Genomic DNA, 16,468 nt, shown 5'->3' on the forward strand with positions numbered 1-16,468 from the left:
CAGCCGCTTACAATAAAATATTCAAATACCTTGGTGATTCAATCTAACCCAAATCATTAATTCACTTCAAAAGCGTAGCCCAATCTTGTATTAATCCGAAAGTCTCCTCTTGATTTTCATCTAATCTTTCAGCGATGCGTATACATTCTAATTTCTGCTCGGGTGTAAGTCCTCCGGCAAAATGTATGGCTTCTGCATAATAATAAATGAGCTGATTGTCTTCCTGTTCCAGTTCCTCCTTATCCGCCAGCTTTTCCAGACGCGCTATACACTCTACTGCCAAGGCATTCCCAAAAGACTCCAACTGCAAGAAAACATCGATTTCCGCTTTATCAAATTGAAATGGAGATACCTCTGCAAATTCACTTTCCAGTGCATCCAGCCAATAGTCCAAGTATTTCCCGACTGACAGTTGTTGATTTTGCTGCATCGTTTGCTTGAATTGCTCATCCTTCTCCTGTAAATCAGGGAATATCTCATAAAACAATTGTGGATCAATCGTCTTTCTCATAATTAAGCTATAATCCAAATAGTCATTTCCGGTATCGGCAAACGCAATAAAATTTTTGGTCTTGTTTAGTGATTGAAAAGCATCTTCCTCAATTAAACGTTTGACTGCTTTCAGCACAAGAACTTGAAAACCTGCCTTCATAATTCCAGTCTCAAATGCAACAATAGGGTCACTATCTTTAGCAGGAGTCTCCTCTTCCTCTAAATCTTCTGTCAAATAAGCCAGCTTTTCAAAAAAATCGATAACAAGTCCATGCATCCCCATATGCTCCTGCCAATATTGAAACTCGAAATCACCCTGATTATATTTCAAGCTGTTCACTTCGTGAGCACTTTTAAGTTTCGGATAACTTCTCAGCGTTTCCTCAAAACTTTCTAGCGTATTCATATAAATGTATATGCTGTTATGCTCATCAGCGTATAAATTAAAAGCATATACATCCTTATTGTGATCACTATCTGCAAAAGACTGTATCGCCACTTTGCACCCTTCTACCAAAGCATGAACAAACTTCTCTGTAGTAATAGTTTCAACATGCTCTGGCTTGCATAAGCTATATCCTGCCTCTCCATCCTCATATAACACGTAATAACCGGCTCGATCGATAGGGGTTCTTCCATCCATCTGTCTTCCAAGTTTCGAATAATAAATGTTCATATGATTTCTCCTCTATATGTTTTATTTCCCTAAAAATCCGCCTTCAGATCTAATGATCTGGCCCGTAATCCACTGCGCATCGTCGCTGGCCAGCAAACAGATCGCTTTCGCCGCATCCTCCGGCAGACCGATACGTCCCATCGGGAACAGCGGCAGCAGGCGGGCTTTCAGCTCATCATCCATCCAGCCCGAATCGGTCGGCCCCGGATCAAAGCCATTGACCGTTATTTGCAGCGGAGCAAGCCCCACAGCAAACGGCTCGATGAGAGCGATTAAAGCGCCTTTCGTAGCCGTATAGGCGAGATTGTCCGCATCCGGTCCTTTGGAAACCATAAATATAATTCTTCCGTTCGTCCCTATCGGCTGGTTTTGCTCAAAGCGCTTCGCGAACTCGGTACTGAGCAGCATCGTTGTCCGGTTGTTCACCACATGATGCTGCTCAAGCAGCGCTAGATTCAGGGTCCGAAAATTTGTCGGCACACAATAAGCCGCATTATTAATTAAAATCGAGGGGCTGCCCAGCGTCCGCTCCACCTCATCCATGATGAGAGACGGCATATCCGGGTTGGAAAAATCAGCCTCCATATGGCTCGCCCTTACGCCTAGACGTTCCAATTCGCCGCGCAATTGCTCCGGCCAAGCTTGCTCGAGGCCATTGCCTTCCACCTCATCAAACGCTTGCCAATGCGTAAAAAAGATATCGATGCCACTGCCCGCGAGCGCGCGGCAGATCGCTGTTCCAATGCCCGTGGAGCGGCTTGCGCCGGTCACAATAGCAATTTTATTTTTCATCGAAGCTTTCAAAGAAGTCATGTGTAATTCCCCCATTCAATATTGGAGGATAAGAAGACATTAGGCATTCACCCGAGATGCTGCTCTGCCCCATAACGAACAACGGCTGCCTATAGGCAGCCGCTGACAGGGGTATATGAAATCCCCAGCCCTGCTTATCCTGTAAGGTTTGCGAAAGGAACGCCAAATACAATAGCAAGCTAAAGCCCCTTACTAAATCGGCATTCTATTCTGCTGCTAACCTCTACAGGATTATCCACATAGCGGGTTCAAGTCTCCTTTTTCAAGCATCTCTATTCCGGATCATAGCATGGCGTGGAAGGTTTGGCAAATCGTGAGAATATAAATATGTGATCCTTTCATTACCTTTTAAATATGTATAGAAAGTATTGAAAATAATCGGGTCTATAACACCGCAAAATACAATCTATTACATCCACATTCGACTGATATCGCCAAATTATTTGGTTTAAATTCTCTCAAATTGTTGATGATGGAATCATTAAGTGATACTATAGAACTAAATAAAAAAGATTTTGAGGGGGATCAATTGGACATTGAATGAGAAAAAAAAGCCAGGCTGTTTGAAGATTATCCTTATCGTTTTTGGCGTTTTCCTAGCACTAAGCATTATTATTGCAATTATTGGAAGTTTAGCTGACGACTCTAGCGAACCCACTACTGCGTCCACAACTAAGGAAACAACAGCAAAAACTTCACAAGGCTCAGAAGAATTGTTTGCTACTGCTAAGAAGCAATTTGAAGAGGGCAGCTACCTTGATGCTTCTGCTACAATTGAAAAAGCAATTAAAGCTGAGAATAAAGACGAGTATACTAAATTAAAAACGGATATTGCGGCGAAAATCAAGGAACGCAAAACAAAGCTTGAATCCGGTTTTGAAATCAAGGAAGATAAGGTTGAGAACATCACTTTCATCTCTCCATCCGAAGGTGTTACAAAAGGATTAGTATTTTACCCTTACATCGGCGTTAAAGATTCCAAAAAGTATATGTTGTTAAGAGTAGGATTCCAAGAGGATACTTCAAAAGCTCTATTCGTATTTACTAGCATTAAAGTACGTGCAGGAGATAAATTAGAAGAACTTTCTTTTAATCCTTTGAATAAATCAAGCGATGTTGATATACTTGGTGCTGGTATGACGGAAATTGTTGATATTAATGTTAACAAAACCATTCAAAACATGCTTGACAGCCAAATTCCAAGTACCGAAGAAGTTATTGTTAGGTTTGAGGACATTTCCAATAAATCAACCGACTATACATTAACGAAAGAACAAAAACAAACGATTGCTGACATTCTAGAGTATTACAATTATTTGGATTAAATCATAAGAATACTTAAAGGCGCCTCCTTTCTTTTATACAAGAAAGGAGGCGCCTTTTGTATACTGCCGTTACTTTTCCGAGCATGAAGCAGTAAAACCTTAAGGCTACTTATTTTTCACCATTTGTCTCGCATGCAGCCAAGTTTTGATATTGCTATACAAGCTGTGCGGGTAATCATAATGATAAACTTGCGCTGTCTCTAAAGACAGACGGCCGAATAATTCATAAGAGACGATCAAGGCTTTCCAGCTAGCAAGCTGATCAAAACCTCCGAACGATTGTTTTAAGTCCGCTATAACTGCATCATCTGCCCAGTCTGCAATAAATTTCCCGGCATGCCAAGTATCATAGTTTTGTCCATGAATCGCTTTGGCATGCCACTCCATCATTTGCAGCAGCAGCTGTTTGCAATCGTGATCCCTTTCGCCCGCGACCCACAATTCACCGCGCAATATCTGCTTCGCCACATACAGGCAGGCAAACCCATATTGCTGAACCACCTGCTGGAAGGCAGCTTCCGTAATCGGTGGCGGCAGGTCAGGAACAGCTGTTTCGGGAATCAATTTGTCGCCTTTGCCCGTCTTGTCCAGCAGCAGCTTCACCCCACGCTTAAAGCCCTGCGGCACTTGTCCAACAGCAGCCAAACGCTCCAGTTCAGCAATAGGACAAAACAAGAAATCCACCTGCAGTCCCTCGCCAAAAAGTACTAATTTCTCAGGGTCTCCTCCTGCCGTCCGGTACATGAAGCTCGTCCAGACTTCCCCAATATTGATCAGCCAATCATTATGCTCAAAATAGTAATCTGGATTGGTCGAATAAATGACGATGTCCAGATCGGAAAATTCATCAAACGGCTTATCCGTTCTTGCTCGCGATCCCATCAAATATATCGTCTGGATTTCATTGTTTTCACTAGCCCAGCTTACGATTCGCTGCTGCAGCATTTCGTATAAATCTGCCATTTTCGCTCCTCCATCACTTGTGGGCGTCTAAAGATCCTTTTTCAAATAATAATGCTGATGGCCCCCGGCATTGTCTATTGTGCCATACACCTCATAGCCATGCTTCTTGTAAAAATCCAGCGCCTGAAAGCTTAACGTGTCCAGCTTAATGAAATCGCATTTTTTCGCTTTGGCAAGCTCCTCTGCTTCTTCCAAGAGCTTCGACCCATAGCCTAATTTCCGCAGCGGCTCATCGACATACAAAATATGCACCTCCAGCCAGTTCCAGCACACTTCGCCCAAGAGCCCGCCATATACGACGCCATCCTCCTTTTTTAAAATCAGATTAATCTCTTGGTATCTGTCGCTTAGCTCTTTCGGAAAATGCTCCCTATTAAAGGCGATTAGCTTATTTAGCACAGCTTTCTTATCGGCCGAATTTGATTCGTTTATGATCTGAAGTTCCATGGCACACCCCTGCTTTCTCCCAGCTAATTCCATCCTATTCTTGTATTATCTACCGCAAACGGGGAAAAAGCTATACACAAATAGAGAAATAGAGCGCAGCTTACTGGGGAAGCTTAAGTTTCCCCCCTTTAAAAATCGCGAGCCAAATGAACAGCAGCCTAGCCCAAGCATCGGCATGCTTGGGCTAGGCTGTGTGCAAAGTGAGCGTTACGCTTTATTTTCCAGACTGCTGCCTGTCGTAATGGCTGCCTCCTTAAAATTTTCCACCGAAGCGGTCTTTTCATAAAAACGGGGCGTATTCGCCATTAAGCCTTCACGCGTATAGAAGGGATCGTTTTCTGCAAGCGGGAACACGACCTTTTCTCCTGTGCTTGCCGACTTGTAAACACCCGTAATAAATTCAAGCGTGCTGCGGCCGCTGATACCGTCAATAAGAACGGGCGCGCCGGTCTCGATCGCGGTCAGCACGTTATCGATCTGTCCGAGATGGCCGATATACTCCACCTCCGGAAGGTCTTCATACAGCTTTTGAAGCTGCTGCTCCAGCCCTTCATTAGCTATCGGGAAGCCATTCGGCCGCGAGATAGAAGCCTTCATTTTCCATGGAACGGACACGCGGGCCTGCTTGCCTTGGAAAATCAGCTGCTGCTCCTCGCCATGGTGCACAACGGAGCTAGTCACGATGCCGAGAGCCCCTTGCGGGAAGCGCAGCATTGCCATCGACAGATCCTCGACCTCTGCATTATCATGCGATATATTCGTCATAAATGCTTGTACCTCGCTGGGCTGCCCCATCATCCACAGCAGCGCATCAATATGGTGCACCGCATGGTTCAGCGTACAGCCGCCACCTTCCTTCTCCCATGTGCCTCGCCACCACAAATCGTAATAGGAATGTCCACGCCACCAGAAGGAATCAACCTGAGCATGAACGATAGGCCCCATCAGACCGCTATCTACCACCGATTTCAGCTTCATCATTGGCGTTTTAAAGCGATTTTGCGCCACAATGGACAGGATTTTCCCGCTGCGGCGGGCCGCTTCGTTCATTTGGTCGCATTCCTGCAAGGAAGAGGCCATCGGCTTTTCCACGAGTACATGCTTGCCATCGTTCAGAAGATCAACCGCAATAGGCGCATGGGTATAAGGCGGCGTACATACCGATACCAGATCGATATCCTCCCCTAGCAGTTCCTTATAATCAGCTACAATTTTAACGCCTTCCAATTGAAACTGCTCCAGTCTCGCCTGTGCCTTATCCGTGTAGGAATCGCAAATCGCTACAACCTTGCAGCGCTCGCCAAATGTTCTATACGCTTCCAAATGAGCGGAGCTAATGGCTCCTGCTCCAATAACCGCTACTTTCAGCATAAAACGAACTCCCCCGTCCGCAAATGAGTTAATCTTTCCCTCTTAATTTTAAAGGAAAATCAACCTCATTTATGATTGGGAATTGTGATAAAATACAACTATATTGCGGTTTTTGAAGTGTTTCAGCTACATGCAATATAAGGGAGGCTCGGCAGCCGTGCACAAAATGGAAGAACAGTTTTCATTCAACTATCGCATCTCATCCGACAGCAGCTTCTGGGAAGTTTTTCACGCCCATTCCCAAATGGAATTTTCCTATGTCCATGCCGGACATGGGGATCTCATTGTAGAAGGCAAGCGCTACCGGGTCGAGCCAAATACTTTAATGGTTTTTCATCCCTTTCAGCTTCATCGGGTACAGATGGATGTATCGGCAGAGCAGCCGTTCGTTCGCACCGTGCTCATGTTTGAGCCGTCGCCACTCAAAAAATACTGGAGCTCCTTCCCATTGCTGAAAGCTTTTTTCGAGGAATTGCTGCTTCGGCCCGGCGGCGAGCCCTGGTACGGCATTTCTGAGTCATCACCGCTTGCGCTGCTTTTGAAGCAATTTAAGGAAACGCGGGAGCAGCTTGCTGCTGATGAATCCGCGGAAGAAGAGGACGATCATTTTCTGCTGCTGGAGCTGCTGCGGCAATTAAAAGCCATTCGCCAGAAGCCCGGCAGCCAAGCTGCCTTGCAAATAAGACGGCAGAGCCACAGGGCAGAGGAAATGATGGAGTGGATCGAACAGCACTATCAGGAGCCGTTCCGGCTGGAGCAAATGGCCGATGCGCTGCATCTGTCCCGCTATCATGTCGTGCATTTGTTCAAGCAGGCTACGGGCTCAACCATTATGGACTATACCAAAGCGACGCGCGTCCGACATGCCTGCCTCTATTTAATCGAAACGACGCTGACCGTACCTGAAATCGCCACCCGTGTCGGCATGGGCACCCCCTCTTATTTCTGCAAGGTGTTTCGTCAGCAGATGGGACATACGCCGCATCAATATCGGCTGCATACCCAGCGCAGAAAATAAGGCCGCTCTATTCGCATAGAAGGCAGCCTTGCTCTGTCAATGCTAAGCTTTTCTACATTTCCATTTCCCGTTTCGGACGGGGCTCACTTTAACCCCAATTTCCACAGCGGTTATGGAAAGGACTTTAATATAAGTAACCACACCCTTCACATTAAGAATGGCACAACCATTGGCCACTCCCATGAACACGCCTACATGGGAGGTGCCATCAAAATGAATGCGAATATTAGGAGTACCTACACCAATACCCTTAAGAATGTTCCGAATGCAGCTGTTGCTGCCTCCGCTTTTGTTGTTGCAGCTTCGATCATCTTTGCTCTTATTCCCATAGCTTTTATTCCCGTAGCTTTTGTTTCCGTGGCTTTTGTTTCCGTGGCTTTTGTTACTATAATTTTTGCTGCTATAGCTGCGACTGACTCCTTTTCTAGGCAATAATATCACCTCCTTATTGATAGAGTTGATATTATTGTATGGAAGTTGATAGATTATGGTGTGTGTCTTTTATGCTATTAAATTTCATCTTCCCGCAATACAAGGAAAAGGAAAATTCCTACCCATTCGCGCTACTAAGCACTTTATAGTAAAATGAGAGAATGCTCTAAGATAAGATGAAGAGGTGCCTGAATGTCCATTAGTTTCACTACATCGATTATAAGCCGGCTCAAAAGAGAAATTGCTGCTTTAGAAGCCCAAAGCGTATTGGAGAAAAATAAATCCGCTAAAGCGCAAGCGAAGCTGAAGCAATTGCAAAAGGATAGCAAAAAAAGCAGCCTGCCCAGCGATTTAAGCAGCAAGCTGACCCGTATGAATAAATTAAATGAAGAAATCGCCGAAAGCGCGAAAAAACAAGCCGAGTTCTCCCGGCAGTTGGTTTACAAAAAGTCTGAGTTAAAAAAACACTCCTCCTAGATTTTCACACCCTACAATCGGCTAACGAATGCATGTAGTCCGCAATTGGAAAAAGGTTGGATTCTCCTTTAATCGAGGGAATCCAACCTTTTTTATTTTCCCATTATTCCTTCCCATGCATCCCGTACAGGCGACGATAGGCAGTCGGCGTCATGCCTTCATGCTGCATAAAACGCTTATTGAAATAGCTGACGCTCGGATAGCCAGCTTCCTCGGCAATTTGCCCAATGTTGTCATCCTTCCGCTCCAATAGCCATTGCTTGGCTGCTTGCAGGCGACAGCGCGTAATAAAATCCATTGGCGTCATCCTCGTCGCCGCTCGAAACAGCTTACAGAAATAATAAGGCGTCACTCCGAGCCTATCCGCCCATTCATCCAAAATAAACGGCTTTACCGCCTCCTGCTGCATCAGCGGAAGCAGCTCCATAATTCGGTCGGCGGACGTCTCCGCCTTGCCCTGTTTCAGCGCCACTGCCTGCTCGACGAATATCGTAAGCAAAGCATAAGTAAGCATAGAGAGATGCGCCGGATGCAGCATGCGATACGTCTCCGCCTCGCCCAGCAGCTCCTCATGAGCCTTCTCCCAAACCGCGGGCTGACGAAGTCTCCATAAAGGGCTTTTGTGCAAGCCCTGCTCAATCAAATAATCGCGCAGCCCGCTGCCGCCATAAAAGTGGAGCCAGCGGATATCCCATGGCTCATCCTTGCTGCTGTAATAACGCTGTTTTTGCAGTGGAAAATACAGTACCGCCTCCCCCGCGCGCAGCTCGTGAACGACACCGTCCAATTCGACAAATCCTCTGCCCGATGCGACATAATGGATATTAAAATTATTCAGCGCGCCCGCTTCCCGATATACGCTATGCTCGGGCTGTTCATTGTAATTGCCAACCGATTCCGGAAAACAAAAGTAAGGCATATTCGGTAGGGTAAGCAAATGGCTTTGACGATGCAAATCCAACACCTCAATGACAATATTGTTTTAATAGGGTGCAAAATATTATCATTTTAATTTTAATTCACATCCTCTATAATCGCAATATCATCATAAACTTTCATACAAAGCGAGGTTGAATCATGAGCAAGAAGTTGAAATGGGGCATTATTGGCTGTGCTGGAATTGCGAAACGCGCTGTTATTCCAGGGCTGCATTTATCTGAATTAAATGAAGTGGCTGCCATCGCCAGCCGCGACGGAGACAAGGCTAAGCAAACCGCCGAACAACTCCAAATTCCGACTGCATACGACAGCTATGAAGCCCTTTTGGCGGACAGCTCCATCGACGTCATTTATATACCGCTCCCTAACCATTTGCATAAGGAATGGGCAATCAAGGCTGCTGCGGCAGGCAAACATATTTTATGCGAAAAACCGCTTGCCCTTACGGCACACGAAGCAGCAGAAATGGCTGAAGCCGCTGAGCAAGCTGGCGTCCTGCTTTCCGAGGCTTTTATGTATCGCTACCATCCCCGCTATGAAACGATTAAAAACTTAATTGCAAACGGTGCCATCGGTGAGGTACGCGGCATTCGCAGTGCTTTTACATTCAACAATGCAGGCGATAAAGCGAACGTCCGTTACCGCAAGGCTTGGGGCGGCGGCTCCCTCTACGATGTAGGCTGCTATCCGATTAATGCAGCGCGCCTACTGCTGGGCAAGGAGCCTGAGGCGGTAACGGTAAACGCCCAATTTTCACCTGAGCATGATGATGTGGATATGATGGCGTCCGGGCTCATCGAATTCGAGGGCAATGTATCGCTCACCTTCGATTGCGGCATGTGGTCCGCCTTCCGCAATCCGCTTGAGATATTAGGCAGCGATGGCATTATCGAGCTTCCCTCCGCTTTTGTTACGCCTACTCCAGAAAGCGGCACGATATTCGTCACATCTGGCGGCGAGCGCAAGGAAGTTGAAGTCCCTTATGTAAATGCCTATACCGAGCAAGCCGACCATATGGCACGTGCCATTACAGAAGGCAAAGCTCTAACCTTCGGTGCTGCGGATGGCATTCGCAATATGAAAGTGATTGATGCCTGCCTGCAGTCTGCACGCGAGCGCCAAAGAGTTATTTTATAAGCTTAAACGCTTCAAGCACATTAGCCTATTGAGGAGGCCACGACAACAATGGATTATTTAAAGGTGCAAGGCTTGGACAAACCGGTATCCCGGCTTATGAAAGGCTCGGATTATTTTTTTCATGACCGCTATGATAAAGCTGCGGCAAACTTGGATGCGTTTTTCGCCATCGGCGGCAATTCCATTGATTCGGCCCATATTTACTGCGGCGGTCAAAGCGAGGAAGTTATCGGCCGTTATTTGAAAGAAAGAGGCAATCGGGAGCAGTGGGTCATTTTGACTAAAGGCGCACATCATGACCAAAATGGCCCTCGTGTAAGCAGTGAAGCGATTCGCAGCGATTTGAACACCAGCCTTGAGCGGCTGCAATCCGGCTACATTGATATGTATGCGCTGCACCGCGATGATCCAGCCGTTCCCGCTGGCGAGGTCATTGAAATTTTGAACGAGCATGTCGCTTCAGGCGCCGTTCGGACGATTGGCGTGTCCAACTGGACATGGCAGCGTATTAAGGAAGCCAATGATTACGCAGCAGCCAAAGGTTTGGTGGGCTTTTCCTTCAATAGCCCTAACTTCAGCCTGGCAAAAGCAAACGAACCGTTCTGGGCAGGCTGCGTTTCCGCCGATGAAGAGACATCCGCTTGGCATGAAGCAACGCAAATGCCGTTATTTTCGTGGTCGTCCCAAGCCAGAGGCTTCTTCACGGAACGCTTTACACCCGAGGATCGGTCGAATGCCGATCTGGTCCGCGTCTTCTACAGCGACGGCAACTGGGAGCGGCTGGAGCGTGCCAAGCAGCTTGCTGCCCGCAAAGGGGTTACCGCCATTCAAATCGCACTCGCTTACGTGCTAAATCAGCCGTTCCCGACCTGCGCCTTAATTGGCGCACAGTCACTGGAGGAGCTGCGATCCTGCGATGAGGGCTCGCTTATTACATTGACAGCGGAAGAACGGAATTGGCTGGATCTGACCTCGGAAACTCAAGGCTAGGTAACCGCAGCATACGATTGTTGCTGAGATCACGCAGTTTTGGAACCTCATTCCTTTTTTGGCGGACTGAGGTTCCGCTATTCTGGCTTTTGACCCGATTATAGGCGATATGCGGACAGGAAATCCGTTATTGCCCTCTTCCTCCCATCGAAATGGCTTTGGACAGCGCATTAGCGGCTCCTGAGTCCGCGACGTGTGCCATAACCCGTGATTCGGTTAAAATAGCAGCTGCTGTGTCCGCCAAATCTATCTTTGTACAGGGGAAACTCCTGAAACGACTCGTATGAAGCTGCCTTACGGTACTTCATCTATTAGATCGAGATATCGAGATCCAAAATATCCTTGAGCCGCCAACCTTTTGGCGGTTTTTTTGGCGTGCTTTTAACGAAAAAATATTATGGATAGCGCTGTTATAAAGCAAAGGAAATCGACAGCTATTTGTCGAATAATGTCTGTTATATTATCTACTACTATTTTCAGATAACTGTGGGAATGGGGGAGCGTTAGCAGCAAATTGTATGAAAGAATGGGATTCATAAACATCGAGAAATAAAATTAGGCCGTACACCGCTGTAAACCATTTAATTAAGAGCACCTACATCTGAGGGAGTGATCCATATTATACGCTCGGTTAAACATCTCAAGAAGGCTTTTATGATTTTATTAAGCTTAACGGTCGTTCTTTCTAGCAGTTTTTCTATGAATCCATTCATAGACGTGGCTGCCGCTGCCATCACCTCCACAACTGTCACGTTTACCACGAATGAAGCAACTGCGTGGAACGACGGTATTGCCGAAGACGGCGAGGGCGGATCTGCCAATATCGCAGGTATTAATATGCAGTTTTACAATATCAGCGATACGAGCGGCACAATTATTCCAGAAAAGCTGATACATGGGGATACTCAACAAAGTGACTCTTTCCATGCTTTGACTAGTTATGCTTCTAATATAGCTAGTGGTTGGAAAGGCATGGGCATGCAATCGTCTGACGGAGCCGAGTTTCGGTTAAAGGAATTCTTTTACTCTAATTGGGGCGGATCTGCTTCTATTACTGTAGTAGGCTATCGTAATGGAACGGAAGTGGGAAATACTTCATTTACTACAGATGAATTAGTGAATAATTACGATTCGAAAACAGTGATATTAGGATCAGCATTCTACAATGTTGATAAGGTGCTTCTATATTCAACAGGCCCAACCTGGCATGGTATTAATAATATTCAAATTGACGAACCAATCATCACTAATGCGGCTCCGCCAACTATTGGCACTCAGCCGACTGATAAGACCGTGAACGTGGGCGGCAGTGCAAGCCTAAGTGTTGCGGCTAGCGGTGGCGCGACGCTTAGCTACCAATGGTATAGCAATTTGACGAACAGCAACGTCGGCGGGACGCTTATTGGCGGTGCGACTAGCGCTTCGTATGCAGCGCCGACCTCCAGTGCAGGCACGACCTACTATTACGCAGTCGTAACGAATACAGACAGCAGCGCATCAGGGAATCAGACTGCTACGGCTACCAGCAATGCAGCTAAGGTTACCGTGAACGCTCTTACACATGCTGCAACTCCAACGATTAACACGCAGCCAACTGATAAAACTGCGAACGTCGGCGACAGTGCAAACCTCAGTGTCGCGGCTAGCGGCAGCGCGGCGCTTAGCTATCAGTGGTACAGCAATTCGACGAACAGCAACGTCGGCGGGACTCTCGTTGGCGGTGCGACTAACGCTTCGTATTCAGCGCCAACTTCTAGTGCAGGCACGACTTACTACTATGTTGTCGTGACCAATACGGACAGCAGTGCTACAGGAAACCAGACTGCTACGGCTACCAGCAATGCAGCTAAGGTTACCGTGAACGCTCTTACACATGCTGCAACTCCAACGATTAACACGCAGCCAACTGATAAAACTGTGAACGTCGGCGACAGCGCAAACCTCAGTGTTGCGGCTAGCGGTGGCGCGGCGCTTAGCTATCAGTGGTACAGCAATTCGACGAACAGCAACGTCGGCGGGACACTCGTTGGCGGTGCGACTAACGCTTCGTATTCAGCACCAACTTCTAGTGTAGGTACGACTTACTACTATGTTGTCGTGACCAATACGGACAGTAGTGCTACAGGAAACCAGACTGCTATGGCTACCAGCAATGCAGCTAAGGTTACCGTGATTGCTCTTACTCATGCTGCAACTCCAACGATTAATACGCAGCCAACAGATAAAACTGTGAACGTCGGCGACAGCGCGAACCTCAGTGTTGCGGCTAGCGGTGGCGCGGCGCTTAGCTATCAGTGGTACAGCAATTCGACGAACAGCAACGTCGGCGGGACGCTGATCGGCAGTGCGACTAGCGCTTCGTATGCAGCACCAACTTCCAGTGCAGGCACTGCCTACTACTACGTTGTCATCACAAATACAGACAGTAGCGCAACAGGTAACCAAACCGCTACGGCTACCAGTAATGTTGCAACCGTAACCGTGATTGCGTTAACCAACGCATCCACTCCTACTATCGATACAGAGCCAACGGATAAGACTGTGAACGTGGGCGACAACGCGAATCTGAGTATTGCAGCTAGTGGCGATGCAACACTGAGCTATCAATGGTATAGCAATTCAACTAACAGCACAGTTGGCGGGACGCCTATCGGCGGTGCGACTAGCGCTTCTTATTCAGCACCAACTTCTAGTGCGGTCACGACTTACTACTACGTTGTCGTGACCAATACGGACAGCAGTGCTACAGGGAGCCAGACTGCTACGGCTACCAGCAATGTAGCTGTCGTAACCGTGAATGCACTAACCAACGCATCCACTCCTACTATCGATACTGAGCCAACGGATAAGACTGTGAACGTGGGCGACAACGCGAACCTAAGTATTGCAGCTAGTGGCGATGCAACACTGAGCTATCAGTGGTATAGCAATTCAACTAACAGCACGGTTGGCGGTACGCCTATCGGCGGCGCGACTAACGCTTCGTATGCAGCGCCAACTTCCAGCGCAGGCACTACCTACTACTACGTTGTCATTACAAACACAGACAGTAGCGCAACAGGCAACCCAACCGCTACGGCTACCAGCAATATAGCTACCGTAACCGTGAATGCGTTAACCAACGCTTCCACTCCTACTATCGATACTGAGCCAACGAATAAAAACGTAAACGTGGGCGACAGCGCGAACCTAAGTATTGCAGCTAGCGGCGACGCGACGCTAAGCTACCAATGGTACAGCAATTTAACTAACAGCAACGTGGGCGGTACGCCTATCGGCGGTGCAACTAGCGCTTCGTACTCAGCACCAACTACTAGTGCAGGTACGACTTACTACTACGTTGTCATCACAAACACAGACAGCAGCGCGACGGGCAACCCAACCGCTACGGCTACCAGCAATTCAGCTGGTGTAACGGTTAATGTACTAATCGCACCTGATCAACCGCAAAATCTTATTGCCCTAGGCGGCGATCAACAAGTCACCTTGAATTGGAGCCCTTCAGCAGACGCGAGCTATTACGATATTTTTATAGCAAATGCTTCCGGGCAGTACAGCAATACGCCTATCGCAACAGTGACAGGCACTAGCACGATTGTGCAAAATCTAAGCAATGGCACAGCTTATTACTTTGTTGTAAAAGCAGGCGGTACAGGCGGCCTGAGCCTTCAATCCAATGAAGCAAGCACGACTCCAGCCACCGTTGCCACAGCCCCAACGAACGTCACCGCAGCAGCAGGGAATGGGCAGGCAACTGTCTCCTTCACCGCCCCAGCAGACAACGGCGGGAGCTTAATAACAGCGTATCAAATAACCGTTTCTCCAGGAAACGCAACGGTTACCGGAACAGCTAGCCCAATCACCATTACTGGCTTAACAAATGGTACGAGCTACACTTTTACAGTCAAGGCGCTTAACGCTGCAGGCGAAAGCATGGCTTCCACTGCCTCTAACGCCGTCACGCCATTTACGACAACTAGCAATAGTGGCAGCGGTGGATCTTCACCTGCTGTACAGCCAACAGATTCGACAACTACCCGTAACGGTGTTGAAGTATGGATCAATGGTAAGGTTGAAAATATCGGCACTTCCATCACTAGTATCATCAACAACCGTTCCACCACAACAATTATAGTTGATCAAAAAAGTCTGGAGAAAAAGCTTGCAGAGGAAGGCAAGTTTGCCGTCGTCACGATTCCGGTAAGCAGCCAATCTGATGTGATCATCGGTGAAATCAATGGTCAGATGCTTAAAACGATGGAAGATTATCAAGCCACTCTTGAAATCAGAACAGATCGTGCATCCTACAAAATTCCCGTTTTGCAAATCAATAGCAGCTTTGTTTCCGCCCAGCTTGGCAACGCTCTATCTTTGCAGGACATAAAAATTCAAATTACAATATCCACGCCAACAACTGATATGAAAAATGTAGTAAACAATGCTGTGGCTAAAGAAGGACTCACGCTTGTCGCTCCTGCCATTGAGTTTACTGTCAAAGGCATCTACGGCAATAAAACCTTTGAGATTACCAAGTTCAACACTTATGTACAGCGCTCAATCGCTATTCCGAGCGGCATTGACCCGAACAAAATTACAACGGGAGTTGTCGTTGAACCAGATGGAACGGTGCGCCATGTGCCGACAAAGGTCGTCCAAGAAAATGGTGCCTATTTTGCACAAGTAAATAGCCTAACCAACAGTACGTATGCGATAGTCTGGCATCCCTTTGAGTTTAGCGATGTCACGCAGCATTGGGCGAAAAAGGCAGTCAACGATATGGGCTCGCGAATGATTATTGAAGGAAATGAAAATGGCCTCTTTAATCCCAATCGCGACATTTCTCGCGCAGAGTTTGCAGCCGTAATCGTCCGTGGACTAGGCTTGCGACTTGAAAACGGTGCGGCTTCATTTTCAGATGTATCCGCCTCGGATTGGTATAGCTCCGCCATTCATACCGCCTATGCCTATCATTTAATCGATGGATTTGAAGATGGTACGTTCCGTCCGAACGATAAAATTACACGGGAACAAGCGATGGTCATTATCGCTAAAGCCATGACGCTGACGAATTTGAAAGCCCAGCTTGCGAATGAGGCGGCAGCACAAACTCTGCTCCCTTATAAAGATGCAGCGAATGCTGCTGAATGGGCGAAAAATGGCATAGCCGACAGCGTGCTAGCAGGCATCGTATCCGGAAGAACCAGCGCCGAGCTGGCTCCTAAAGCTTTTATTACCAGAGCTGAGGTCGCTGCCATTATGCAAAGACTGCTGCAAAAATCGTATCTGATTCAATAATTAAAATTAGACTGACCAAAGGGGTTGCCATTCAAGTCATCCACGATGACTTAAGGGCAGCCCTTTTCTATTTTGCGGCACCGCTGGTTGTTG

General features: G+C 47.3%; 13 protein-coding genes. 7 read left to right on the top strand and 6 right to left on the bottom strand.

What is annotated here, in order from left to right; translation table 11 throughout:
* Positions 1-61 precede the first annotated feature (61 nt).
* Together AC50X8_RS04810 and AC50X8_RS04815 are read right to left on the bottom strand one after the other, a co-directional pair.
* Positions 62-1,168, bottom strand: coding sequence for a DUF4303 domain-containing protein (locus AC50X8_RS04810; RefSeq protein WP_494878890.1), 1,107 nt, complete (start codon positions 1,166-1,168; stop codon positions 62-64).
* A 21-nt stretch (positions 1,169-1,189) separates the two neighbouring features.
* Complete coding sequence (locus AC50X8_RS04815; RefSeq protein WP_494878892.1) at positions 1,190-1,981, bottom strand: SDR family oxidoreductase; 792 nt, start codon at positions 1,979-1,981, stop codon at positions 1,190-1,192.
* A gap of 536 nt (positions 1,982-2,517) precedes the next feature.
* On the opposite strand from AC50X8_RS04815, the gene AC50X8_RS04820 reads away from it, so the two are divergent.
* Positions 2,518-3,306 carry a hypothetical protein gene (locus AC50X8_RS04820; RefSeq protein ID WP_056031304.1) on the top strand — a complete coding sequence of 263 codons (789 nt, stop codon included), beginning with the start codon at positions 2,518-2,520 and terminating at the stop codon, positions 3,304-3,306.
* A gap of 105 nt (positions 3,307-3,411) precedes the next feature.
* Here AC50X8_RS04820 and AC50X8_RS04825 read toward each other — a convergent pair whose 3' ends face one another.
* The 3 genes from AC50X8_RS04825 to AC50X8_RS04835 all read right to left on the bottom strand — a co-directional run bounded on the left by AC50X8_RS04825 (position 3,412) and on the right by AC50X8_RS04835 (position 6,087).
* On the bottom strand, positions 3,412-4,269 hold the full coding sequence (locus AC50X8_RS04825) for an aminoglycoside 6-adenylyltransferase (RefSeq protein WP_494878894.1): 858 nt from the start codon (positions 4,267-4,269) through the stop codon (positions 3,412-3,414).
* Positions 4,270-4,296: 27 nt separating this feature from the next.
* A complete protein-coding gene (locus AC50X8_RS04830) occupies positions 4,297-4,716 on the bottom strand; it encodes a GNAT family N-acetyltransferase (protein ID WP_056031310.1) in 420 nt (139 codons plus the stop codon).
* Positions 4,717-4,923: 207 nt separating this feature from the next.
* Entirely contained in the window at positions 4,924-6,087 is a 1,164-nt protein-coding gene (locus AC50X8_RS04835) for a Gfo/Idh/MocA family protein (RefSeq protein WP_494864623.1), read from the bottom strand.
* Positions 6,088-6,217: 130 nt separating this feature from the next.
* Between AC50X8_RS04835 and AC50X8_RS04840 the strand changes: the two genes are divergently transcribed.
* From AC50X8_RS04840 to AC50X8_RS04850, 3 genes are all read left to right on the top strand, one after another.
* A complete protein-coding gene (locus AC50X8_RS04840; protein WP_494878896.1) occupies positions 6,218-7,105 on the top strand; it encodes an AraC family transcriptional regulator in 888 nt (295 codons plus the stop codon).
* A gap of 213 nt (positions 7,106-7,318) precedes the next feature.
* Positions 7,319-7,540 carry a hypothetical protein gene (locus tag AC50X8_RS04845; RefSeq protein WP_494878898.1) on the top strand — a complete coding sequence of 74 codons (222 nt, stop codon included), beginning with the start codon at positions 7,319-7,321 and terminating at the stop codon, positions 7,538-7,540.
* Between the two features lie 189 nt (positions 7,541-7,729).
* Positions 7,730-8,014: a hypothetical protein gene (locus AC50X8_RS04850; RefSeq protein ID WP_056031318.1), complete on the top strand. Its 285-nt coding sequence runs from the start codon at positions 7,730-7,732 to the stop codon at positions 8,012-8,014.
* Between the two features lie 103 nt (positions 8,015-8,117).
* Here the strand turns inward: AC50X8_RS04850 and AC50X8_RS04855 are convergent, their stop codons facing one another.
* Positions 8,118-8,969, bottom strand: a complete 852-nt coding sequence (locus AC50X8_RS04855; RefSeq protein WP_494864619.1) for an AraC family transcriptional regulator — start codon at positions 8,967-8,969, stop codon at positions 8,118-8,120.
* Positions 8,970-9,091: 122 nt separating this feature from the next.
* On the opposite strand from AC50X8_RS04855, the gene AC50X8_RS04860 reads away from it, so the two are divergent.
* The 3 genes from AC50X8_RS04860 to AC50X8_RS04870 all read left to right on the top strand — a co-directional run bounded on the left by AC50X8_RS04860 (position 9,092) and on the right by AC50X8_RS04870 (position 16,375).
* Positions 9,092-10,090, top strand: a complete 999-nt coding sequence (locus tag AC50X8_RS04860; RefSeq protein ID WP_494864617.1) for a Gfo/Idh/MocA family protein — start codon at positions 9,092-9,094, stop codon at positions 10,088-10,090.
* Between the two features lie 48 nt (positions 10,091-10,138).
* Positions 10,139-11,080 (top strand): aldo/keto reductase, encoded by a 942-nt coding sequence (locus AC50X8_RS04865; RefSeq protein WP_494864615.1) that lies wholly within the window; start codon positions 10,139-10,141, stop codon positions 11,078-11,080.
* A 699-nt stretch (positions 11,081-11,779) separates the two neighbouring features.
* Positions 11,780-16,375: an S-layer homology domain-containing protein gene (locus AC50X8_RS04870; protein ID WP_494878900.1), complete on the top strand. Its 4,596-nt coding sequence runs from the start codon at positions 11,780-11,782 to the stop codon at positions 16,373-16,375.
* Positions 16,376-16,468: the final 93 nt, after the last annotated feature.

The organism is Paenibacillus sp. JT22N15, from assembly GCF_059383755.1.

Bases quoted from the DNA above. Each gene is read 5' to 3' on its own strand.
- AC50X8_RS04810 (WP_494878890.1), bottom strand. From the start codon at position 1,168: ATGAACATTTATTATTCGAAACTTGGAAGACAGATGGATGGAAGAACC.
- AC50X8_RS04815 (WP_494878892.1), bottom strand. From the start codon at position 1,981: ATGACTTCTTTGAAAGCTTCGATGAAAAATAAAATTGCTATTGTGACC.
- AC50X8_RS04825 (WP_494878894.1), bottom strand. From the start codon at position 4,269: ATGGCAGATTTATACGAAATGCTGCAGCAGCGAATCGTAAGCTGGGCT.
- AC50X8_RS04830 (WP_056031310.1), bottom strand. From the start codon at position 4,716: ATGGAACTTCAGATCATAAACGAATCAAATTCGGCCGATAAGAAAGCT.
- AC50X8_RS04835 (WP_494864623.1), bottom strand. From the start codon at position 6,087: ATGCTGAAAGTAGCGGTTATTGGAGCAGGAGCCATTAGCTCCGCTCAT.
- AC50X8_RS04840 (WP_494878896.1), top strand. From the start codon at position 6,218: ATGCAATATAAGGGAGGCTCGGCAGCCGTGCACAAAATGGAAGAACAG.
- AC50X8_RS04845 (WP_494878898.1), top strand. From the start codon at position 7,319: ATGAATGCGAATATTAGGAGTACCTACACCAATACCCTTAAGAATGTT.
- AC50X8_RS04850 (WP_056031318.1), top strand. From the start codon at position 7,730: ATGTCCATTAGTTTCACTACATCGATTATAAGCCGGCTCAAAAGAGAA.
- AC50X8_RS04860 (WP_494864617.1), top strand. From the start codon at position 9,092: ATGAGCAAGAAGTTGAAATGGGGCATTATTGGCTGTGCTGGAATTGCG.
- AC50X8_RS04865 (WP_494864615.1), top strand. From the start codon at position 10,139: ATGGATTATTTAAAGGTGCAAGGCTTGGACAAACCGGTATCCCGGCTT.
- AC50X8_RS04870 (WP_494878900.1), top strand. From the start codon at position 11,780: ATGAATCCATTCATAGACGTGGCTGCCGCTGCCATCACCTCCACAACT.